Origin of the sequence: Prevotella sp. HJM029 (assembly GCF_000599605.1) — a bacterium.
Classification (GTDB): domain Bacteria; phylum Bacteroidota; class Bacteroidia; order Bacteroidales; family Bacteroidaceae; genus Prevotella.
Genome location: NZ_AZHT01000019.1, coordinates 1 through 24016 on the forward strand (window position 1 = coordinate 1; position 24016 = coordinate 24016).

General features: G+C 45.7%; 17 protein-coding genes, 1 tRNA gene and 1 other RNA gene. 3 read left to right on the plus strand and 16 right to left on the minus strand.

Annotation, left to right across the window (positions count from 1 at the left end; genetic code table 11):
• Window positions 1-269: 269 nt before the first annotated feature.
• Window positions 270-968 carry a hypothetical protein gene (locus tag X919_RS0101805; protein WP_028898780.1) on the minus strand — a complete coding sequence of 233 codons (699 nt, stop codon included), beginning with the start codon at window positions 966-968 and terminating at the stop codon, window positions 270-272.
• A 197-nt stretch (window positions 969-1165) separates the two neighbouring features.
• Between X919_RS0101805 and X919_RS0101815 the strand changes: the two genes are divergently transcribed.
• Window positions 1166-1702, plus strand: coding sequence for a hemerythrin domain-containing protein (locus tag X919_RS0101815; protein ID WP_028898781.1), 537 nt, complete (start codon window positions 1166-1168; stop codon window positions 1700-1702).
• Between the two features lie 128 nt (window positions 1703-1830).
• On the opposite strand, the gene X919_RS0101820 is transcribed toward X919_RS0101815, so the two are convergent.
• From X919_RS0101820 to X919_RS16385, 7 genes are all read right to left on the minus strand, one after another.
• Window positions 1831-2307 (minus strand): DUF4112 domain-containing protein, encoded by a 477-nt coding sequence (locus tag X919_RS0101820; RefSeq protein ID WP_028898782.1) that lies wholly within the window; start codon window positions 2305-2307, stop codon window positions 1831-1833.
• Window positions 2291-3034 (minus strand): hypothetical protein, encoded by a 744-nt coding sequence (locus X919_RS0101825; RefSeq protein WP_028898783.1) that lies wholly within the window; start codon window positions 3032-3034, stop codon window positions 2291-2293. The genes X919_RS0101820 and X919_RS0101825 overlap by 17 nt, the downstream gene beginning before the upstream one ends.
• A complete protein-coding gene (gene queG / locus X919_RS0101830; protein WP_028898784.1) occupies window positions 3018-4040 on the minus strand; it encodes a tRNA epoxyqueuosine(34) reductase QueG in 1023 nt (340 codons plus the stop codon). Before queG ends, X919_RS0101825 begins: the two co-directional genes overlap by 17 nt.
• Window positions 4018-4629: a polysaccharide deacetylase family protein gene (locus X919_RS0101835; RefSeq protein WP_028898785.1), complete on the minus strand. Its 612-nt coding sequence runs from the start codon at window positions 4627-4629 to the stop codon at window positions 4018-4020. Before X919_RS0101835 ends, queG begins: the two co-directional genes overlap by 23 nt.
• Window positions 4630-4644: 15 nt before the next feature.
• Window positions 4645-7995, minus strand: a complete 3351-nt coding sequence (locus X919_RS0101840) for a protein O-mannosyl-transferase family (RefSeq protein ID WP_028898786.1) — start codon at window positions 7993-7995, stop codon at window positions 4645-4647.
• A gap of 279 nt (window positions 7996-8274) precedes the next feature.
• Window positions 8275-8345: transfer RNA gene (locus tag X919_RS16380), tRNA-Cys, on the minus strand.
• Between the two features lie 56 nt (window positions 8346-8401).
• Entirely contained in the window at window positions 8402-8563 is a 162-nt protein-coding gene (locus X919_RS16385) for a FeoB-associated Cys-rich membrane protein (protein WP_155949635.1), read from the minus strand.
• 316 nt (window positions 8564-8879) lie between these two features.
• Between X919_RS16385 and rnpB the strand changes: the two genes are divergently transcribed.
• An RNA gene (gene rnpB, locus X919_RS15620) (RNase P RNA component class A) lies at window positions 8880-9282 on the plus strand.
• 5 nt (window positions 9283-9287) lie between these two features.
• Here the strand turns inward: rnpB and X919_RS0101855 are convergent.
• The 8 genes from X919_RS0101855 to X919_RS0101890 all read right to left on the minus strand — a co-directional run bounded on the left by X919_RS0101855 (window position 9288) and on the right by X919_RS0101890 (window position 20114).
• Window positions 9288-10619 (minus strand): class I adenylate-forming enzyme family protein, encoded by a 1332-nt coding sequence (locus X919_RS0101855; RefSeq protein ID WP_036916745.1) that lies wholly within the window; start codon window positions 10617-10619, stop codon window positions 9288-9290.
• Between the two features lie 11 nt (window positions 10620-10630).
• Window positions 10631-11401 carry an NAD(+) diphosphatase gene (nudC, locus tag X919_RS0101860; protein ID WP_028898788.1) on the minus strand — a complete coding sequence of 257 codons (771 nt, stop codon included), beginning with the start codon at window positions 11399-11401 and terminating at the stop codon, window positions 10631-10633.
• Window positions 11401-13194: a bifunctional metallophosphatase/5'-nucleotidase gene (locus tag X919_RS0101865; protein WP_028898789.1), complete on the minus strand. Its 1794-nt coding sequence runs from the start codon at window positions 13192-13194 to the stop codon at window positions 11401-11403. Before X919_RS0101865 ends, nudC begins: the two co-directional genes overlap by 1 nt.
• A 156-nt stretch (window positions 13195-13350) precedes the next feature.
• The gene (locus X919_RS0101870) at window positions 13351-13482 is read right to left on the minus strand and encodes a hypothetical protein (RefSeq protein WP_028898790.1); all 132 of its coding nucleotides are present in this window, start codon (window positions 13480-13482) and stop codon (window positions 13351-13353) included.
• A gap of 10 nt (window positions 13483-13492) precedes the next feature.
• Window positions 13493-14914, minus strand: coding sequence for a DUF4270 domain-containing protein (locus X919_RS0101875; RefSeq protein ID WP_028898791.1), 1422 nt, complete (start codon window positions 14912-14914; stop codon window positions 13493-13495).
• 13 nt (window positions 14915-14927) lie between these two features.
• Entirely contained in the window at window positions 14928-15743 is an 816-nt protein-coding gene (locus X919_RS0101880) for a glycogen/starch synthase (protein WP_028898792.1), read from the minus strand.
• Window positions 15744-15839: 96 nt separating this feature from the next.
• Window positions 15840-18044 (minus strand): S9 family peptidase, encoded by a 2205-nt coding sequence (locus tag X919_RS0101885; protein ID WP_028898793.1) that lies wholly within the window; start codon window positions 18042-18044, stop codon window positions 15840-15842.
• Window positions 18045-18419: 375 nt separating this feature from the next.
• Window positions 18420-20114, minus strand: a complete 1695-nt coding sequence (locus X919_RS0101890) for a putative transporter (RefSeq protein WP_028898794.1) — start codon at window positions 20112-20114, stop codon at window positions 18420-18422.
• A gap of 217 nt (window positions 20115-20331) precedes the next feature.
• Between X919_RS0101890 and ileS the strand changes: the two genes are divergently transcribed.
• Window positions 20332-23970, plus strand: a complete 3639-nt coding sequence (gene ileS, locus X919_RS0101895) for an isoleucine--tRNA ligase (RefSeq protein WP_028898795.1) — start codon at window positions 20332-20334, stop codon at window positions 23968-23970.
• Window positions 23971-24016 lie beyond the last annotated feature (46 nt).

A 24016-nucleotide genomic window follows, 5' to 3' on the forward strand; every position in this document is an offset into this window, starting at 1 on the left:
TTGGATTGACCAAATAAACAGGCATAAAAAAAGCGGCAGAAGAGAAATTCTTTTGCGCTGCGAAGGTTGCATTATGATGTAAACTATTCATCACTTCACTTTTTTGTTTCACGAGCGCAAAGTTATAAACTTTTGACGAAAGCGAGAAAACTTTTTGTAGGAAAAATTGCGAAATGGTTTAAAAGAGCGGTGAGAAGGGTGGCAACGAAAAGCGCCTCTACCTTTTAAAACTGTTGGGCAGAGGCGTTTGTTGGTCATCGCATAAGCAGTTAGGACTCTTTGTCTTCCTTTGCTTTTGCATGCTTTGTGCCATAACGATCGATGAGCACATGTTTGCGGCCGATGATTCCTTCAAAGTAAGGTGGTTCGGAACGGAGCTGCATATCATCGTAGATGAATTCGGCGATGACGGTGTCTTTTCCGTCGGGCAGAATGAGTCCCATCTTTTTATTCTTCTCGGCAATGACGGGCATGAGGCACAAGTCGTCGATATAGACATAGGGTGTGCGCAGGAAGTCGTATAATGGGTGAACGAGAATTTTTCCTTCATGATTGCGAATGCCAAACTTTCCATTCTGCTCAAAAATCTCATGGAAGCGGATGTACTTCTTTTTAATGCGTTGCAGATAGGCCACGATGCGCCGAGGATTGTTAATCATGCTGTGCCAATAGCTATAGGTGTCGCAATAATTGGCTGCAGCACGCATGATAACCATCTTCCAATCCAATCCGCTAATGGCTTTTCGGTTGCGGTCGATGTAGTTGGCAATCGCTTCTTCGCGTTGTGGAATACTAAGCTTGGCCAGCGAAGCTTCAAACTTCTCCATCATGACTTTCGATCCCGACATCCCTTTGATGTAACGATGAATTTGTCTACTCATTTCGTTACAAACGAATTTATCGATTTCTGATAACTCTACTTTGTCTACATAGCGTTCATCAAAATTCTCAGCAGTTATTTTACACATGGTGAACTTGTTTATGTTTCTCCCAAAAGTAATAGTTTTTTGTGGAATGGCGAAAAAAGTTGCTCGAAAATCTCAAGAATGCCTGTAAAAAACGCTCGATTAACCTCTCTTAACCCCATTTTGGGCACATTTGTGCTGTAGGCGATGATGGTTTTATTGTAAATTTGCACCATAATATTAACAAAAACAAAGAAAAGATGAAAACGATTTATGCATTTGAACAATGGCCATTAGACTTGTTGGTTGATTATGTGTTGAAGGTGCATCATCGGGGCATTCGCGAAGATGGGCCGATGATTTTAGATAAGCTCATTGCTGTAGCTGAAGCACATCGCAATGATGCTCCGAATTTATTGAAGGTAGCCGACCATTTCCGCAATTCGCTCTATGATTTAGACACGCATTGCCACAAGGAGGAACAGGTGCTTTATCCTTATATTATGGAGATGTGGCGTGCGCATGATTTAGGTCAGCAGGTTGCAGCGTTCCACTGTGGTTCAATTCAAGGGCCAATCCAAGTGATGATGGCCGATCATGACGATGAGTTGGCTCGTCACGCGCGTATTGCTGAACTGACAAACAACTACACGGCACCAGCTGAAGCCGATGAGGATTGGCGTGAGGTGCTGGGCTTGTTGCGTGATTTCCGTGCGGCTTTGGAGGAGCACACGGCGATGGAGAATGAGGTGGTATTCCCCATGTCTTTAAAATTGGAGCAGTTAGCTGTGGAGTAAAGGTATCTGCACGTCGTTTTAAAAACGATCAAATCGTGCTATAATCTGCTATAGATTGTGGCACGATTTGCATTATTTTTCCTTGTGATGTGGTTGCTATTGCAGCGCTATGGTGCAAGCTTTATGTTTTATGCAAAAAGTAGTGAGCCAATTTTTGCGACCAGCCAAGCTAATAAGGCAATCATTAAGGCGATAAGTAGGACGAGCACAACAAGTGTTATAGCAGCTTGTCGAGCCTTGGTGTTCACTTGGTGCATGATGAAGGGGTCGTCGTTGAGAAAACCATCGATAAGAATCATGTTCTTTTGGTTTGAGCGATAGAGGAAGTCTATCACGTTGCCAATATAAAAAGGAAGCAGTCCCAAAAGCACGTCGCATAGCATATTATTGAGCAGAGCCAGTGTGAGGGGAATAGACCGTAGCTTGAAAGCCCCAAAAAAGATGTGAGCAAGGGCAAAGAATGCGGCCACGAAATCACCTATCCCTCCAGGGATGAGTCCCAAGATTGCATCTAATTGATAGGTGTCTGTGAGGCGTGTTAGCGTCACAATCTGTTGGTAAAGTCGACTCTTCTTGAGTGCTTCTTTTTCAGTTGGCTTGGTCATCAAATGCTATAATATGATCCTCGGTTGCTAATTCTCGATATATCTCCGTCATGGCATTGTAGGTGACGTTCATGTTAACTTCGTTCCCACATGCCATTTTAAAGAGTTCATAGAGGTCGTTGGGCATCTCTTTGATTTGTGTTTCTCCACGCATAACGAGCAGGTTGGTGAGAATGAGCCTATAGACAGATGCTTGATCAAGGCTGACTTTTTGTGGATTAGCCAATTGGAGAGCCTTGACATAGGTTTTTATAATAAGCCTTACCAAAAGGTGAATGGCTGTGGGCTCATCGATGAATGCAAGCTGAATACCTTTGTTGTGCATAGTATAGCTGTTTCCTTTTACATTTAAGCGTCCCTGTAGAAGCAGGGCAAAGTTGTGCTGATATTCGCTGACAACAGCTTCATAAAGTCGGGGCGTCCTACACACAATTTTGAGATATTGTTTGGCATCTGGAGCTTTATCTTGAAATGCTTCGCACAGTTTCTCGGTTAAAGTTTCAGCCTTTCTATAGGTGAGTTTTGCCAATACAGGAGCCACAAGCTCCATAAATATGGGATTTAGGTGTTGATAAAAAGCAATCATGAAGGTTTTTTCTTCTTGAGTTGTATATTGCTTTTTTTTGTTATCCGTAGTCTTTCCATCAAGGATGCCTGTTGCAAAGGCTTCGAAAAAGGCTTTCACGTAGGAAAGAGCCGCTTGATAGCAGTTAATTTTCTGTGTCATGTTCCCTCCTTTTTGGGGGTAAAGATAGTTTATTTTTTTGTGATGCGCAAGCAGCGGCCTTGATATTTCGCATGAGGCCTTGATATTTTGCTCTTTTCACAGCGCTTCCTTTAAAGAGTTTACGATATTCATCTTCAGTTAAATTTTGCCATTGTTCTTGTGTCATGGCCATCAGTTCGGGGCGTGGTTGCAGTTCGGGGATGTCGTTGGGTATGGCAAATCGATTCCATGGGCAGGCTTTTAAACATTCATCGCAACCATAAATCGTGTTGCCTAATGCGGCAGAAAAGGGCGCTGCAATATCAGAACGATTTTCAATGGTCTGGTAGGAAAGGCAGCGAAAGGCATCTATTTCGTTGTCAGATGTGATGGCTTTCGTGGGACAGGCTTGCAGACATTTGGTGCATTTCCCACATCGATTTTTAGCCGGTTCGTCGTAGAGGAGTGGTTGGTCGACGAGTATCTCGCCCAAGAAAAACATGCTTCCTGCGTTCGGAATAATCAGTTGATGATTTTTTCCTATCCAACCTAAGCCTGCATGTTCTGCCCAATAGCGCTCTAAGATGGGGCCTGAATCAACGAAGATGCGGCAGCGTTTTGCTTGTGGATTTTGACTGATGAGGTCGTCTTCAAAACCACAACTCGCCGCCAGCTGGCGCAGTTTGTGTTTCATAATATCGTGATAGTCTTGCCCAAGGGCATAGTTTGCAATATGATATTCCTGTGGCGCAAAGGTATGTTTAGGCGCATAGTTGAGTGCCACACAAATGATGCTCTGCGCATTTTTGAGTAACAACCGCGGGTCAAGCCGCTTGTCAGTGTTGTTGTTCATGTAGCCCATGCCCGCAAACTTCTCATCATTGAGCCATTGTTTCAGGTGTTTGGCTGTCTCTTCGTCTACGGGTTTAGCTTGCGCTATGCCACAAGCAAAAAAGCCGAGGCGTTGTGCTTCGGCTTTGATGTGTAGGGTTAGGGTTTCTATGTCATTCGAATGTTTTAAATTCATAACCTTCTTTGATGAGCCATTCAAGGGCTTGTGGGAGTGCTGTTTTCAGCTTGTCGATGCTCTTGAGTGAGTCGTGAAAGGTGATGATAGAGCCGTTTCTGGCATATTTTTTCACATTGTCGACAACATCTTTAGCTTTCATCCATTTAGAATAATCACGTGTAACGAGATCCCACATGATGATTTTATATCTTCGCCTGAGCCACCAATAGGCTGTGTAGCGCATCCATCCGTGAGGTGGACGGAAAAGGTGTGAGTGGATAAGCTCGTTGGCCTTTTCAGTGTTAATGGCATAGGTGATGACCCAATGCTTGAAGGCTCCGATGTGATTGAAGGTGTGATTGCCCACTTGGTGTCCATCAGCAACAATTTGATTATAGAGATCGTGATAGCGCAACACATTCTCACCAACCATGAAAAATGTGGCTTTCACATTGTAGTGACGGAGTGTTTCGAGAATGAAGGGGGTAGACTCAGGAATAGGACCATCGTCGAACGTGAGGTAAACCGCATGTTCGTTCTTGTCCATTCTCCAAGTCGCACCGGGATAAAGCCAGCGCAACCATTTTGCAGGTTGTTCTATGAACATGGTTGCGCTGTGTTTTTATTTTCCTTTCTGTATGGGTACATAGCCACCTTTTTCGCGATAATTGACGAACTTATTTTGGAGAATCTTGTCGGTCTTTCTCGCTAACGTCTTACTGATGAGCGGTGCAATTTTGCTGCATTCCTGCATGATGGTAAACTCACGCAGACAATCGTTCATTGATATATCGAAGTTGTTGCCAGACAAAGCAAGATAAAAGTCCACGTATTGTTCGCTATTTTTCCATACTGCGTTGAAGAGTTGCTCAGCTTTTTGCTGCTGCCCTAAGATGGCATAGCATTCGGCCAAGTCAAGGCTTCCACTGACATAGTTATGCGGAATATTGTAGGCTGGTAGAACTTCGAGACATTTGTCGAGTACTTTCTTTGCCTTTTCATATTTGCCTTCCTTGATAAGTTCTTGTGCCAATTGTGCGAACAGCCTGCGGTGGGTGTAGCACATGCGCATGACAGTTTCGTCCACATAAAGGCCTTTCTTTTGTAAACCGCCAAACTTATAGCGTGTCATCACATTGCGATAAGTTTTTTCGGTGTCGAAGTTCTTAACACTGCCGTTCTTGCCATTGTTGGTGGTAGTGAAGGGTGTGATACGATTTGCCAGACCTTCTTGTACAAAGTTATCGCCCAGATTCATATAGCTGCTGGCACCAACGGTGAGTGCCACATAGACAGGACGCGTCCAGTTGCTACGCGAGATGATCTCGAGCATCATCAAATCGTTTTTGTAAAGGGCATTCTTTCCCGAGAGTGAAATCACCATTTGGTTGGGTATTGAGTCTGAAGCCAACATCATGCCGCTCTTTTTTACTGCCGCTTTGTCGATGGTTACATACACCGTGTCGGTAGGAATGACATGCATGTTGGCATCTTTTGAGCGCACCCAATATTTCATGATGTTCTTCAACTCGAATGGATTGTCACCAAATTGTGCCTTCGCCTCTGCAGGATGGTCTTTGTAGAACGAAAGAATCTGCTGCTTCAATTCGGGCTGCACGGTGATATAGTCGTTCGTTCCCGCACAGAAATCCAAGCGTGGCCAGCTAATAGGCAAGCTGGGTGAGTTGTAGGCCGGACGCTTCATTTGGTCAATATACCAGTCGGTGGCTAAATAACTTAGATTGCACACACGTGCATCGCGGCGCACACCCTCGACTTCTTGGTTGTACCAAAGTGGAAAAGTGTCGTTGTCGCCGTTAGTAAAGATAATGGGATAACCTTTATCTTGTAGGGTCATGAGATAGTTCTGACCGAAGTCGCGGCAAGTGTAACGTCCGCTTCTGTCGTGATCATCCCATGTTTGGCTGGCCATTTGAATGGGCACTAAAAGTGCGAGTACTGAAAGACCTGCTGCGACAGATGTACCTTTTACATGCAGGTAGCGCTTGGCAAGATCGTAGAGCGCAGCAACGCCCAGGCCACACCAGATAGCAAAAGCATAGAATGAACCAGCATAGGCATAGTCTCGTTCTCGTGGTTGCACTGGAGTCTGGTTTAGATAGATGACAATGGCGAGACCCGTCATGAAGAACAAAAAGAATATTACCCAAAATTGTCGAATGCCACGTTTGCCTTTGAACGCTTGCCAAAGTAATCCGATGACGCCGAGTAGGAGTGGTAAGCAATAAAAAACGTTGTGCCCCTTGTTGTTTTTCAGTTCATCGGGCATTTTGCTTTGGTCACCCAACCGCAAATTGTCGAGGAAAGAAATACCTGTTATCCAGTTGCCATGCTCCAGTTCACCATTGCCTTGGATATCGTTTTGCCGACCTGCGAAATTCCACATGAAATAGCGCCAATACATGAAATTGCATTGGTAAGTAAGGAAGAATCTTAGATTTTCCAATTGGTTGGGCATTTTTACATTTATGGTTTCGCCACATCGATCATAACTCACATCGTGTCCATCAATGCCCCCCATCCATGCTTCATAGTCTTCTGCATGGTCGTTATCATACATACGTGGGAAGAGCATGTTTTGAGCATATTTGTATTTGCTCTTGTGGCTCACCACAAAGTAAGAATCCTTTTCGCTGGCATTAGCTTTTTCCTTACGTCCATAGATGGGCGCACCCTCGTCCATATCGGGAAGACAGCGATCACCATTAATTTTTAAAGCAACTTGTGAACTATAGGCTTGTCCGTAGAGTAGTGGGCGATCGCCATATTGATCACGGCTCAGATAGCTGCCCAAGGTGAAGATATCCTCGGGCGAATTTTGATCCATTGGGGGATTGGCCGTGGAGCGAATCACGATGACGGCATACGATGAATAACCAATCATGATCATGAGCAGGCAGAGCAACGAGGTGTTCTTGATGCGTGCGGTGACCAAGTTCACCTTTTTACCATCCACCACATGTTTGTAGTTGAGCACAAACCATAATGCTGCTAACACAACAATGCCTATGCAGACGGCCGACCAGCCATAACCATAGAATGGGATGCCCAGCATACCTACAGCAGCCACAAATGAAATATTACTACGTTGGTTACTCTTGTTAGCATAGCTTTCGTAGATGGCCCAAAGCACGATGCCCACCAAAAGAATAATGTAGATGATTTCGCCTGTATTGAAAGGACAGCCGAGGGTATTGACGAAGAACAGTTCAAACAATCCGCCTACGGTGATAATACCTGGCACAATGCCATAGAGTACGCCAGCCACAATAACGAAAGAAACAATCAAAGCAATGAGTGATCCTTTGAGTTCTATGTTGGGGAACTTGCGATAGCAGAACACCAGCACGATGGCGGGAATACAAAGTAGGTTCAACAAGTGCACGCCGATACTCAAGCCTGTCATATAGGTGATGAGGATGAGCCAGCGGTCGCTGTGAGGCTCATCAGCATGATCTTCCCATTTCAAAATGAGCCAGAAAACAATTGCTGTGAAAGCCGATGAATAGGCATACACTTCACCTTCAACAGCCGAGAACCAAAAGGTGTCGCTGAAGGTGTAAATCAATGCTCCCACCAAGCCCGATGCTTCAATGATAATCCATTTTGAAAGGGTCAGCTGACTCCAATCTTTCAAGATGAGCTTGCGAGTGAGGTGGGTGATGCTCCAAAAGAGGAACATGATGGTGGTGGCACTCAGCAGAGCACTCATCGTATTGACCATGCGTGCCACATTCGATGGGTTGCTCACAAATTGTGAAAAGAGATTGGCTGTGAGCATGAAGAAAGGTGCCCCAGGGGGGTGACCTATTTCGAGTTTATAACCTGTAGTGATAAATTCTGGGCAATCCCAGAAGCTTGCTGTCGGTTCAATGGTCGAACAATACACGATGGCAGCAATCAAGAATGCGAGCCAACCTAGCGCATTGTCCACTAATTTGTAGTGTCTCATTTATTTTAATTAAAATATTTCTATTCTTGAAACTATGCCTGCAAAGGTAATACATTTCAAGAAGAATGGTTAATCTACACCATAGAAATTTGTTGCTGTGTGATTGTAGCAATGTTTTCTTGCTACAATTTTCTTAAAATCTGTTTGTTTTGAATGTTAGTAGTATTTCTACAAGTACACAGAAATGTGACGCGAACCATGCAGGAATATTCACAAGCAATTTGCAAAAGATGAAAAAGAAAGCAGTCATTCTGTTTAGAATGGCTGCCTTTTGTTTCGAGGTACCTAGCAGAGTCGAACTGCTCTACACGGTTTTGCAGACCGTTACCTAACCGATCGGCCAAGGTACCATTGTTTTTGTGGTTGCAAAGGTAGGGTAAATAATCAATCTAACCAAATATATTGCTTATTTTTTTGATTTCTTTTTGCATTTCTCATATAATCCACATCCTGCACAATGGTAATCTTTACAAGCTAAATTTTGCTTAATACTTTTGTAGATGCGCCATGTGGCATAACCTATGGCTGTGATGAGAATTAGGATAATGATGAGATATTGGATGTTCATATTATGCTCTTTTTTTATTATCATGTTGAAAAGACACGACGTTTTTTTATAGAATTGTTGTTGCAACAGTCTATTTCTTTTTGCAATATTCGTCATTTTCTATGGATTGAGCAAATAAAAGCTTAAAAATGATTTGTGTATTCAAAATTATTCTCTATCTTTGCCCATGTATTTTTCATGGTATTAGATTATTAAGGTTAAAAAGGTTAGATTGGTTGTCGCGAGATAACCAATCTTTTTTTTATAATTGTAATTGTAAATAATTAATCGGTATTGCTTTTAGCTCTTTTCTTTTTTATACCTTTGCAGCGTGAAAGTAGTGCTCCAGCTTTACCGCTGATACATTCGTGTATGAGAGGAAAGTCCGGGCAGCGCAGGACGCTCCACTTCCTAATATAGAAGCTATTGGTGACAGTAGGAAATGACAGAAGAAAATAACCGCTTTTCGATGCCGCCCTCTTTTTAAAAGGGTTGCGTGCGAGGAGTAAGGGTGAGAAGGTGGTGTAAGAGACCACCAGTCGGTTGGTGACAATCGGGCTGTGTCATCTGGAGGCTGCAAGTTCATGTAAACCACAGTTTGAGGGCTGTCCGCTCGATGCGTTTCAATGCAACTGTGGAGGGTAGAATGCTCAAGCCTTGGGGTGACTCATGGCTTAGATAAATGGTAAAGCGCCATCTTTGGATGGTTACAGAACCCGGCTTATTAGGGCACTACTTTCGTTTTTCATTCTTGAAATGATTTCATGCGATAGGCCTTGCGATCGAGTTTCCCGTTGAAGGTGCGTTTGATGGCCGTCACTTCTTCGTATTGCATGGGCACTTGATAGGTTTCTAACCGTGTTTGCAGCCATTGTGCTAAGGCACGTTTATCCAATTTTGCACCAGGTTTGCACACAACCAGCAACTTCAGTGCTGTGTCGGTGATGGGATGGGGAGTGGCAATGCAGATGCAATCAGAGACGCCGGGATGGGCAAGTGCTGCGGCTTCTACATCAGTAGGCGCCACTTTGTAGCCGCCAATATTGATGACTTCGCTGTGACGACCATCAATGAAAAGTCGACCTTGGGCATCAATATGGCCCAAGTCTTCGGTGAAGAGTTGCCCATCGTGTTTCACTTTCTGCGTAGCTTCCACATCGCCGATATATTCAGTCATGAGTGTTGGCCCCGCACAGGCAATCGTGCCTTGAGGCGTTATGGAAAAAGATGCGTGTTTCATCGCTCGCCCAACACAGCCTGGTAAGCACTGAACTCCGTTGAAATTGTGGGTGGCAATGATACCTGTTTCGGTAGAAGCATAGGTGTTATAAAGGCGTGTAGTGGGTAGCAAATTACATAGTTCTTCCATGTCGCAAACTTGTATGGGTGCAGCCCCCGTTTCTATGAAATCGAGTTTATGAGCTACTTGTCTGAGCTGTTTACGTGCAAGATGAATGAGCATACGCAAATGCGCCGGTACCATGAATGTAGCAAACTTGTTGGAAGGATAATCGAAGGCATTGAAAAAGGCATTGAGATCATTCAAACCCTCAAGCAAATAGATAGTAGCACCTTGCATGAAGGTCGGATAGAGTTTCGACAAGCTACCCAAATGATTGATAGGTCCACAAATAATAAAGACGGTATCGGCCGTATAGCCTTGCGCCGTGATTAAGTTCTCCGCATTGGCGATGATAGCTTCATGACTGATGAGTACTCCTTTCGCTTGGCCTGTGGTGCCCGTAGTATAGAGCACGTCTGCACTATTAGCGGGAAAACTAGTCTGTTCAAGTTGCTGTTGTAGGGCTTTTCGGGTGTCGTTACCAAGGCTATTACTCACGGGAACGGCTACAACGCCTGCACGATGCAAGGCAAAATAGTTGATGAGAAAGTCGGGTGTTTGGCTGCTTTCAAAGAGTTGTGCCTTATTAGCAAGTGCTTTGAATGCGTCTGCGCGCTGGTTAATGGCCTCGTTGAATGCCGCATAAGTAAGCTGTTCGTGGGGGGTTGCAATCGCTATTTTTTGGGGATGTGTTGTTGCGTGTTGTGCAATCAGCCTTTCAATTGTAGTTATCATGAGTTTGATGTTTAAACTTGCATGCACCAATGATCAATCATTTTACGTGCAATGCTCAATTTATCTGGCAAGGCAGGTAGATTATTTTTATCGAACCAAGCACCATGCGATAATTCTTCCTTTTGTAGATGGATATTTCCTGCAACGTAGTCGGCTTCGAATCCCACCATAATTCCACTTGGATAGGGCCATGGTTGGCTACCGAAATAGCGTAGGTTAGAGATGGCTATGCCCGTTTCTTCTGCTACTTCGCGATGCACAGCCTCTTCAAGTGTTTCGCCAGTTTCGACAAAACCTGCCACCAAGCCATAGTAATTGCCTTTAAAATTGCGTGCATGGACGAGTAAAGCCTCATTACCTTTGTGCACCAAAACGATGATGGCAGGACTTAGGGAAGGCCAAACCTCCCTGCCACATTGTGGGCAGTATTTGCTGATTGATGTGTTCATGCGTAGCGGCGTGCCGCAAGTCCCACAATATTGTGTATTGTTATCCCAATAAATTAGTTCGTGACACTTCCCTGCTTTGAGATAGTGTTCGTATGGAAGTAGATGGAAACTTTCTCGCAAATCAATCCATTCAAGTGTAGACCCTTTGATAAAAGGTGCATAGAGAGCAAAGGTTTTGATGGGGGTGCCATCATCCATTGTTCCAACTTCCATGACAGACGAAGATTTACTAAGTTCAACTGGAGCCTCTCCACCAGTGGGGACGGAAAAATTCTCGCCTTGTTTTGTCAATAATAGCTTATCTTTATAGAATATAAACCAAAGAGGTTGCATTATTTCAAATCTTTAATATCTCTGGGATGTTCAAACAATAAAAGACTGTCGCGCTGTGCTGCAGGCTTAGTCCATGCCTCAGGAATAAATTTCCAATTATGGTTGGCTTGTGGATGAACCGTGCCCAACTTCTCAATTTCCTTCATTAGATAGTAGCGTTGGTCACGCGGACTTCGATAAACAATACGTGTTTTTAGACTGTCTTTAGCTATACCAGCACCCTTTGTAAGCAGTTCGCCCCCACCATTTCCACGATAACTGTTGATGGCAACATTATACCAGGCGTGCTCATCGAAGGGTTGTCCGTTACTCATACGCAGAATTTTTACCTTCTCACCATTTGGCTTTGTCACATCAACCACGTAGTCGATGCCCGTTGCAGCATCGAAGTTAAAGGTGAAATTCTTGAAACCCAAACGTTGTGCATCGCCACGTGTGTTAGCTAAGAGCAGTAAGTGGTCGGTAGGCGATTGCATGGTGTTAACCCATTGATCGTAACTCATCTCAAGATGCTTGCGAATTTCCTCGCCCGTGAGCCGCATCACATAGAGTTGATTCTCATACTTATAGAGTTTGAACATATCGCCTACGCAAACAGGGCCAGCCTTGATGGTTGCATCGAATTGCAAGGGTGCGTTGAAAGCGATGTCGGCGTGGGTGATTTGCAGCATGAGATTGGCGATGAAATCGTTGAAAGCCGACGAGCCAAAGTAACTATCACGCGTGGTGATGGTATTGGTGAAGGTGCCGATGTTGCGACTGACGAATTGTGCTACCTGTTCAAAATGCGGTGTGAAATGGGTCATATAGGCTTTGTCAATAGGCAAATCGCTCACATCAACGAGTGTTCCAGTAATGGTTTTGTGGGTGACACGCCCCTTTTCAAACGTCAGTTGTACGTTGGCCTGCGCCACAGTTAACGCATTATTTGCCGGATTGATGCACAACACCTTCTTCCCAACCTTGTTGGTAAGTGTTTGGTTGTAGCGGGTATGGTCGTGGCCAAACATGACAATATCAAAGCCAGGTACCTCGCATGCCACTCTTAAACTGGCATCTTCTTGATAACTCTTTGTGGTAATTCCACCTTCACGTCCGCTATGAAAAAGACCGATAACTAAATCGGGATGCTCTTTTTCTTGTACAATCTTCATCCATTTTCGTGCCGAAGTCACCATGTCGTCGAAACGCAACCCTGCCCAAATATCTTCTGTGAGCCAGTTGGGTATGGCGGGAGTGAGCATACCAATGATTGCGATTTTCACGCCATCACGGTGTAGTATGGTGTAAGGCGAGGTGTAAGGACGCCCCGTTTTCTTGTTAATGACATTACAAGCCAGCATGGGACATTTTACCTCTTTCATCCATTTATCATACACTTCGTGCCCTGGTTCGATGTCATGGTTACCGATGGTTTCGGCATCATAACGCATATAGTTGATAACTTCGGCAGCGATATTAGGCTTTTTCGTTGCTACAAAGTTGTAGTAATAGCTTGTGGGTTGGCCTTGCAAAATGTCGCCGTTGTCAAGCAAGATAACATTTTTCCCCGTTTGCTGGCGCAACTGATTTACATAGTAACAGATGCGTGCCATCGAACCTTTCCGTGTAGCATATGGTGCAAAAAGGTCATCATTCTTTGGAGAGGCATCGTGCAGAGGCGTTACTTCGTAGGGAAAGAAACTGCCATGCACATCGCTGGTCTCAAGAATACTGAGATTGATAGTTCTCTTTTGTGCTGCTACAGGCAGGGAAATGCAGACAGATAGGAATAGGGTTATGAGTTGTTTCATTGTAATGGGTGAATAAAATGAATGAGTTTATTGCATAATATCTTCTGAATTGTGATATAATTTGCAGTGTTTTATATTGAAATAGCGCAAGATTACAATAAGATTAGAAAAGGGTGCATCTCATTTTGCGATGCACCCTTTAAATATTTTGATTCTCTATAGCGCTTCGTCTTCGGGTGGTTGAGGAGCAACTCGATTGAACTTTGTGAGATGCCTTTTATTCCTTAACCAGGCAGCCTTACGTGCTTCATAATCTTGCCGTTTACGTTCTAAAAAGTTATCGGCCATGCTAATCCTCTTATTTAAAACGGCTATAAATCACCGTGATTCGCAGAGGGGTATTACCACCGACTAATTTTGTGCTGCGAATGTTAAGGTCGTTGTAGACTCCTGTGATGACCATGTTATTGTAACCATTATCTTGCACATTCATGGTCGTGGTCGTTACAGGAATGATGACAACTTTATTCCAATTGGGTGATGTACTTCCATTTTTCCGTTTGGTATACATGCTACGCACTAATGAGCCAATGTTGCTAAAAGTGTATCCATTGTTGCTTAGTGTAGTTGTAAACGAGTTCTTATAGTCTGTCACCTGATGATGGCTGAAGAAACTCTGTAAGCTGTCACTCTCCACCATAAGCACTTGTTGTGGAGCTTGCAATGCATAACCATTAACCGATGTATTATTGATGCGTTGTAACGTAATCTTGGCTGCATTGATGCTATCATTTTCATGTCCTAACATGATATCATTGATAGGTAGTGTTAGCTCAGTCAAGATTCCTGATGGTGTCTTTAAATAAGTTCCAGTGTTGTCATTGAGTAAAGATGTGAGCGCAGCAGGCTGATTGATGATTTGTGTAACCTGTTTCACTTCTTGTGTACCACCGAATTTTGCAACGCCTGTGTGAACAACTCCGTCAACGTTGTATCGATAGTAGACCTGCAACACTGCATTATAAATTTTTGCTATAGCTCCTGTACCATTTGTAATTTGGAAATAGAATCCAGGCACCACATGATTTACGAAATAATAAGTATTTCTAAAATACTCTGGATGCTGATAATATTGTCGCATTAAATAAGTACCATAATTATTATAGGTTGTTCCTGTTGCATCCTGATAGGGTTGACTGAGTTGGAAACGAATGCTGGGTGAATAGTCCTTTTTTGCCCGTTCTGTAGCTGAGACGGACTGATCTTCCAGGGTGAATGTCTTTGTTGTCATGGGCACAGATGTGTTGACAACCCCTGCTGTTACGGGATTGAATGCAGTAGTATAGGTTTGACTTTCATTGAGTGGTTGGCTCATTTCAAACATGCTTATGCGCAATGGTGCCAAGCTATCGCCTACTCCATTCTCATAGAAGAGTAACAATTCGCACGAGTCAGCAACAACCATTCCACCAACTTTCGATACGATTTTATCTGCTGTGGGCATCGAGAAGTTTTCCAAAGTGGCAAACTGTGCCATGAAGTTGGCAGTGATGGGCGTATTGGTCTCAGGATCTGTGAATTGCCCTAAATAACCATTGGAATTGCGAGCAATGGCAGGAGCTGCGGCTACAGATTGTGAATGAACAACGAACGAGTCTGTGCTGACACTGAGAATGTCGCTTCCGTCGGTAATGTCAAGACCCATATTACCTGTATTATCGTCGCAAGCTATAAAAGCCATGGCAACGCATACCCCTGTTACAATATTTCTAAATTTCATTTGTGGGTTTCGTTTATTCTTCAGCCGTGGGGTAGATTTTTTCGTAGAATGCAGCATAAGCATCCATAAAATCGTCACCAGGGAAGTTGAGTAAAGGTATATTTTTATTTGTGGCATGCGCTAAGAGCTCTGGGGCGACGCCCGTATTTGCTTCAATGATGCCATCACTATAATCGATAGCTAATTTCCCCAATTCTAAATAATCAAATTTGTCGTCATAGGCTTTTAAGAATTTATTTTTAGCCTCCTTATAAACGACACTTGATTTAAATTTCTTTCCGAAATTGCTCTTAGGTTGTTCGCTAAAGAGTGAAGTGACCACTTTTGCGTGCGCAAATGTAGGTTCTTCTTTGTAGGTCGTTTTGAGATAGAAAGGAATAACAGCACTCATCCAACCTTGACAATGAATGATATCGGGTGTCCAGCGCAATTTCTTTACTGTCTCGAGCACGCCGCGTGCAAAGAAAATAGCTCGTTCGCCATTATCTTCATATTCGGCTCCGTGCTCGTCTACGGTCATTTGGCGGTGGGTGAAATAATCATCATTATCAATGAAGTAAACTTGTATGCGCGATTGTGGAATTGAAGCCACCTTAATAATCAGCGTATGATCGGTGTCATCGATGACGAGGTTTATGCCCGAAAGGCGAATGACCTCGTGCAACTGGCCACGACGCTCATTGATGTTGCCCCATTTTGGCATAAAAGTTCTGATTTCTAAACCAGCTTCTTGTGCTTTTTGTGGCAAGTCAAGCCCCATTGTCGACAGCAAAGTCTCGGGGACATATGGTGTAATCTCTTGATTGATGAATAATACTTTTTTTGCCATTATTTCCAAATTTGAATGCCGCAAAGGTACGAAAAAAAAGTGTAAAGCAGCCCAAAAAGGGCTATCTTTCAAGTTTTTAAACCCTATTTAGCAGCTTTACTTGAGCTGTTCGGCAAACCAGTTGGCAATTTGGCGCAAGAGATGCGTGCGTGTGTTGCCGCCATAAATGCTATGGTTGCGGTTGGTGTAGAGGTTCTCTTTGAAATCCTTGTCGGCCTGCACCAACGCCTCGGCATATTCGGCTGCGTTTTGAAAGTGCACATTGTCGTCGGCTAATCCGTGGCAGAGCAACAAAGCACCATGAAGTTTGTCGGCGCGTGTGATGGGGTTGGTAGCGTAGCCCGACGGATTTTCCTGCGGCGTGCGCATGTAACGTTCGGTGTAGATGGTGTCGTAGAAGCGCCAGTTGGTGGGTGCGGCCACGGCTACACCAGCTTTGAACACACCACGGCCTTCGCTCATGCTCATCAGCGTGTTGAAACCGCCGAAGCTCCATCCCCAAATGCCGATGCGACCAGCATCCATATAAGATTGCTTGCCCAACCACAGCGCAGTTTCCACTTGATCGCGCGATTCCAATTGCCCTAAGTTCAGATAGGTGGCTTTTTCGAAAGCTACACCGCGACCGCCTGTTCCGCGACCATCAACGCACACGACAATGAACCCCTGCTGTGCCAAGTAGGCATCGTAGAGACCGCCGTTGCCCATCGAACCGGCCGACCACGCATTGATGACTTGCTGGCTGCCCGGACCGCTATATTGAAACAGAATGACAGGATATTTCTTGCCGGGATTGAAGTTGGCGGGCTTCATCATCCAGCCGTCCAATTTCACTTGCTCCGACGTGGTGAACGAGAACGCTTCGCGCTGGGGCAACTGATAGGGCGCGAGCTTTTGGCGCAGCGCCGCATTGTCCTCGAGGGTAGAGAGCAGATTGCCGTTGCGGTCGCGCACGGTGAAGACGTAGGGCGTGTGATAATCGCTCCACGTGTTGACGAAATATTGGAAATCGCCCGAGAAAACGGCCGTGTTCCACCCTTCGGTCTGCGTGAGCCGCGTTGTCTTTCCGTTTTTGTGGCTCACGAAAATCTGCCGGTCGTGGGGGCTTAAGGCCGCCGCCTGATAATAGATGTTGCCCGTGGTTTCGTCGTAACCATAGACCTTGGTGATGTCGTAGTTGCCGTCGGCCACCTTGCGCACGAGGCTGCCGTTCATGTTGTAGAGATAAAGGTGCATGTAGCCGTCGCGGTCGCTGGGCAGCAGCAACGTCGATTGCCCCACCTGCATCTCTTCCATCACCTCTTCCTTGATATATTTTTCGCTCTTCTCGCGGATGATGAGCTGCGCCAGCGAGGTGCGCGGATTGGCCGCATAGAAATTGAGTTCGTTTTGATGGCGATTCATGGTGAGCACCAACACCTTCGACGGGTCGGCCAGCGTTTTGATGCGCGGAATGTAGCCATCGGCGGGCAGCGGCACGTTGATTTGAAGCGTTTTGTGGGACTGAATGTCGTAGCTCCACACCGACACTTTCGCGTTCTCCTCGCCCGCTTTGGGATATTTATAGGTGTAGAAATGCGGATAAACGGCGTTTTCGCCCAACGCGGGATGGCTGCCCATGAACATCTGCAGCGCATATTCCTTCACGTTGCGCTCGTCGTATTTCACCCAGCACAGCATGGTGCCATCGGCCGTGAAGCAAAGCGACTTGTTGGTCGAGAATTCCTCCTCGTTCACCCAGTCGGGGATGCCGTTGATGATGGCATTCTCGCGGCCGTCGGTGGTGACTTGGCTCTCGGCGTTGTCGTAGAGCAGTTTCACGAGAAAGATGTTGCCGCCGCGCACAAAGGCCACCTGATTGCCGTCGGGCGACCACGTGGGCACCTGCTGCGGTCCGCCTGTGGAGAGGCGCTCGAGCTTGTTGCTTTGGATGTTGAAAAGATAATATTCGGCGGTGAACGAACGGCGGTAGCGGCGTTGCGTCTGCGTCTGAATGAGCAGCCGTCGGCCGTCGGGCGAAGGAATGTAGCCGTCGATTTGCGCAATTTGCTCGCCCTGTGTGTGGCCTACGTCGATGAGCGTGCGTGTGGGCTTGCCCGTTTTAAACGCATATTCCACGATGCGCTTGCCGTCGCTCGAGATGCTGGCATAGCGGTCGGTGCCTTGCATGGGGCGCATGCCCGCGATGATTTTTGGAGTGAATGTCTGTCCGGTCACGTCGTTGAGCGTGAGTTTTTGAGCGGCTTGTAGCGGCGCTACCGAAACGAGCGCGGCCAAGCATAGCGCATAGAACTTCTTCATATTTAATAATGTAATAAGATGGTTGATGTGGAGCAAAGTTAATAAAAACTCGCGAAACGCCGATGGGCTGAGCCCTTTTTTGTCGTTGGCATCGAAATTCTATATGGCGATTGGGGGTATCGCCCCTCGCATTACATGGGAAATTTTTTTTCTCGTGCGAAACACCCTTGATTGTTACGGGAAATTTTTTTTCTCGTGCAAAACACCCTTGATTGTTACGGGAAATTTTTTTTTCTCGTGCGGACGACCCTTGATTGTTATGGGAAATTTTTTTTTCTCGTGCGAACGACCCTCGATTACACAAAAAAAGGGGGCATTTCTGTCGCAGAAACACTCCCCTAAAACAAATCAAAAAAATGAGGTTCTATTTCAATGTCATGCACCGCAGCAGAACAGCACGATGAGCTGTGCGGTGAAGATTCTTAGAAACATGCTCAGCGGATAGACCGTGGAGTAGCCGATGGCTGGTTCTTCGCGCGAGCAAATGCTGTTGGCATAGGCCAGCGCGGGTGGGTCGGTGTAGGTTCCGGCCAGCATGCCCATGATGGTGAAATAGTTGAATTTGTAGCGCAGTCGCGCAATGGTTCCCATGATGAGGATGGGGATGATGGTGATGAGGAAGCCCGTATAGACATATTTCAGTCCGTCGCCCTGCACCACGGTGTGCCAGAAACCAGCGCCAGCCTTGATGCCCACTGAGGCCAGGAAGAGCACCAACCCAATTTCGCGCAACATCATGTTGGCCGAGGTGGTGGTGTAGGTGACGAGCTTCAGCCGATAGCCAAAGCGGCCGATGAGGATGGCAATGATGAGTGGGCCACCAGCGATACCCAATTTCAGCGGTACGGGCATGCCTGGGATGGCCAAGGGGATGCTGCCGAAGAGGATGCCGATGATGATGCCAATGAAGATGGTGCCGATGTTGGGCGCGTCAAGCCGGCGCACACTGTTGCCCATCATTTCGGCTACGCGATTAACGTTCTCTTCGGGGCCAACCACCATCAGGCGGTCACCAATCTGAAAGCGGTGGTCGCGGCTGGCAAAAAAGTCCATGCCTTGGCGGGTGATGCGTGTGACGTTGACGCCATAAACACTCGAGAAATGCATTTTGCCCAGCGTTTTTCCGTTCACCGATGGGTTGGTCACCACAATGCGCTTGCTGATGAGGGGCTGCTTCTCGGCTTCGGTGTGCCAGGGCGTGTTGATTTCGGGGCCAATAAATGCCTGAATAGCTTGTGCATCGCCTTCGGTGCAGACGATGAGCACCTCGTCGCCCTGCGTGAAGATGGTGTTGCGCGTGGGAATGGTCACGTTGCCATCGTGTAGCAGGCGCGAGCAAATGACATCGCGGTTGAGGAAGTCTGAAATCTCGCCCAGCGTGCGGCCCGAGATATATTCGTTGCTCACTTTGAGCACCATCTGGTGGGGTTTACCATGCGGATTTTTGTCTTCCAATTCGGCCAAATGTTGTTCCTCGCGCTCGAGCTTCACACGTGTGATATAGCGCACGGCAATCGTAGCTCCGATAATGCCCAGCACGCCTAACGGATAGGCGCAGGCATAACCCGATGCAATCTCGGGCACCTTGCCTGCCGGAAACACGTTGGTGAGCGCTTCATTGGCCGCACCTAAACCAGGCGTGTTGGTCACTGCACCATAAAGTGTGCCCACCATCATCGGCAGGTTGTTAGCATTTTGAGTGTCGAAAAACAGCCAGTAGCACGCAAACATCACAGCAATGTTGAGCAAAATAGTGACCGTGGAAAGCACGTTGAGCGTGACACCGCCCTTGCGAAAACTCTCGAAAAAACCAGGGCCAACCTGCAAACCAATGCAGAAAACGAAAAGAATGAGACCGAAGTCTTGCACAAAGCCCAGGATGTTCGTGGGCGCAGTGAAGCCAATGTGTCCAGCGATGATGCCTGCAAATAGCACAAAGGTCACGCCGAGCGAAATGCCGCCCACTTTCACCTTGCCCAAAAGCACGCCCACCGAAATGACGATGGCATAGAGCAGCGCAATGTGCGCCACCGAGTTAGTTGTTGTGAATAGATTTATTAACCACTCCATAATATTATATTAGGGATGAAAATTCGGCTGCAAAAGTAATGAATTATTGCAGGGTAGCAAAATAAACCCCATTTTTTTTATCTTCCGGCAGCGAAACCCCATTGGCGACAATCCCTGTGGCGATAGAAAAAAACAGGTCAGTTTGCCAATACTAAGTTTTTTTATTATCTTTGCGCCCATTAAAAATAGAACAACAATTCATAAATAACGATATAAAATGGCTAAGAAATTCGCCGAGCATCAAGGCTTAGATCTTGTGAAAACCAATCAAGATGTACTGACTTATTGGCAAGAGAATAACATCTTTCTGCGTTCGATAGCAAAGCGTGAGGGGCATCCTCAATTTGTGTTCTTCGAAGGTCCTCCTTCAGCTAATGGTCATCCAGGTATTCACCATGTGTTGGCACGTTCGATTAAAGACACGTTTAATCGTTATAAGACGATGCGTGGTTATCAGGTACTTCGTAAGGCAGGTTGGGATACCCACGGCTTGCCTGTGGAACTTGGTGTGGAGAAGGAGTTAGGCATCACGAAGAAGGATATTGACAACAAGTCATCAGACAAATATATCTCTACGGAAGATTACAACCATAAATGCCGGGAAAACGTGATGAAATTCACGGCCGAATGGCGCGAATTAACCGAGCGTATGGGCTATTTTGTGGATTTAGATCATCCTTATATCACCTATGATAATAAATACATTGAGACGCTTTGGTGGTTGTTGAAGCAGCTCTATAACAAGGGGCTACTTTATAAAGGCTACACCATTCAGCCCTATTCGCCAGCAGCTGGCACGGGTTTGTCGAGTCATGAGCTGAATCAGCCAGGCTGTTATCGGGATGTAAAAGATACGACGGTGACGGCGCAGTTTGAAATAGTAGATGGTAAGGCTGCGTGGGCACAACATGGTAAGCCCTATTTTGTGGCGTGGACGACGACTCCTTGGACATTGCCTTCGAATGTGGCACTCTGTGTGGGGCCGAAGATAGATTATGTGGTCGTTGAAACCTATAATCTTTATGATGGTACGCCTCTGACGTTAGTGATGGCTGAGAGCCGTCTTTCGGCTTATCTAAATCCCGAGCAGGAGGTGAAGGAGGGCGCTTTAGGCGCTTTCGATAAGGTGAAGAAGCAGTGTCCTTGGCGTGTGATTGAACGATTGAAGGGTGCTGATTTAGAAGGTTTTCACTATCGTCAGCTGATGCCTTGGGTGAAGCCTTGCGAAAAGGTTGACGACTTTGCGGCTCCTTTCGTGAAGGCTTTTGCGCAGACACATCCTGAGAACTGCTTTGATAGTGCTGATGGACGTGAACATTATGTGGAAATGGCGAGTGAGGCGTTTCGTGTTATCTTGGGCGATTATGTAACAACAGAAGATGGTACGGGTATTGTGCACATTGCACCAACTTTTGGCGCTGACGATGCGAAGGTGGCCAAGGACGCACATATTCCAGCGTTGTTTTTGATTAACAAACAGGGTGAGACACGTCCGATGGTTGATTTGCAAGGAAAATATTATGGCATCGACGACTTGGATGCCAACTTTGTGAAAGCCTGTGTTGATATTGCAGCCTATGAGCATCATGCGGGCGATTATGTGAAAAATTCGTATGCGCCGAAATATAATCCAGGTGGCGTTTGGAATAAAGCAACCAGCGAGAAGGACGAAGATTTGAATGTGGTAATCTGCATGGAGCTGAAACAGCAGGGCATGGCCTTCAAGATTGAGAAGCACGTGCACTCTTATCCGCATTGCTGGCGCACCGACACACCTATTCTTTATTATCCGCTTGACAGTTGGTTTATTAAAGACACGGCGAAGCAGGAGCGTATGGTGGCGTTGAATAAAACTATCAATTGGCAGCCTGCTTCGACTGGAACGGGTCGTTTTGGCAACTGGTTGGAGAATTTGAACGATTGGAATTTGTCGCGCTCGCGTTTCTGGGGAACACCTCTGCCGATTTGGCGTGATGCAAAGAAGAATGAGAAATGTATAGGTAGCGTTGAGGAGTTGTATGCCGAGATAGAGAAGAGCGTCGCTGCTGGTGTGATGAAAACTAATCCATTAAAAGAGAAAGGATTTGTGCCCGGTGACTATTCGGCCGAGAATTATGACAAGATAGATCTGCACCGCCCCTACGTGGACAACATTGTGTTGGTGAACAATGCGGGCGAACCGATGATGCGCGAAACCGATTTAATTGATGTTTGGTTTGACTCGGGTTCTATGCCTTATGCACAACAGCATTATCCCTTTGAGGGAGCAATTAATGCCGAAGGGTTGAAGGCTACAGGAATGACTGAAGTCGATTATCGTGCGCAATTGATTCATTCGTCATACGAAGGTATGCCTGTTCCACCTGCTTATTATCCAGCCGACTTTATTAATGAAGGCGTCGACCAAACACGAGGCTGGTTCTTTACATTGCATGCCATCGCAACGTTGGTGTTTGATCAGGTTGCTTTCAAGAATGTTATTTCAACAGGGTTAGTGCTGGATGCAAAGGGCAACAAGATGAGCAAGCATGTGGGCAACGTAACCAATCCTTTCGAAATGATTGACCAATATGGAGCCGACGCTGTCCGGTTCTATATGATGACCAATTCGGAGCCTTGGGACAATCTCAAATTCGATCCCAATGGTGTGGACGAAGTGCGCCGAAAGCTTTTTGGTACGCTTTATAACACCTATAGCTTTTTTGCACTCTATGCTAATGTAGATGCGTTTGACGTTGAAACCGCGCAGATTGCTTTAACAGAGCGTCCCGAGATTGACCGCTGGATAGTTTCTAAAGCGAATTCTTTGGTTGCGAATGTTACGCGGGAATTAGACGGATATAACCCGACGAAAGCAGGTCGTTTGATTGATAGTTTTGTGAACGATGATTTGAGCAACTGGTATGTGCGTCTCAATCGTAAGCGTTTCTGGGGAACAGACATGAGCCATGATAAACTATCGGCTTATCAGACCCTTTATACTTGCTTGATGACGGTGGCTAAGCTGTTGGCACCTTTTGCTCCGTTCTATGCTGATGAACTTTATCATGACTTGGGCGGTAAGTGTGATAGTGTGCATTTGGACACGTTCCCAACGGCTGATGTCGAAGCCATTGATAGTGATTTAGAAGCGCGCATGGATGTGGCACAGAAGATTACCTCTATGACTTTGGCGCTTCGTCGCAAGGTAAATATCAAGGTGCGTCAGCCTTTAGCACAGATTATGATTCCTGCTATCGATGAAGAGCAAAAACGCCATATTGCAGCTGTTGCTGATTTAATCAAGAGTGAAGTGAATGTGAAAGAACTCACTTTTGTTGAAGGCGTAGGCATCTTGGTAAAGAAGGTTAAGTGCAATTTCCGTGTCATGGGTAAGAAGTATGGTAAGCTGATGAAGCAAGTAGCCCAACACATGGACACTTTGAGTCAAGATGAAATTTCTGATTTTGAAGCAAATGGCAGACTTCAGTTTATGTTGGAAGGCCAGGATGTTGTTGTTGAATCCGATGATGTTGAGATTATCAGCGAAGATATTCCCGGCTGGTTGGTGAGCAATGAAGGAAATCTCACAGTAGCACTTGAAGTAGAATTGACCGAAGAGCTGAAGCAGGAAGGTATTGCACGTGAGGTGATTAATCGCATTCAAAATCTGCGTAAGGAGTGTGGTTTGGAAATAACCGATCGCATTGTTGTGACGATTAGTCCGAATGTTCAAAGCGATGATGCTATCAAGGCATTTGCAACAATGATTAAAGGGCAAGTTTTGGCCAATGATTTGATTCTTGCAGACAATGAAGGCTCACTTGTTGATTTTGATACATTTACGTTAAAGATAAGTGTGCAAAAGGCAAACTAATGTTGTCTTGGCACTTAAGTTATAGTATTAATCCACTTAGAAACAT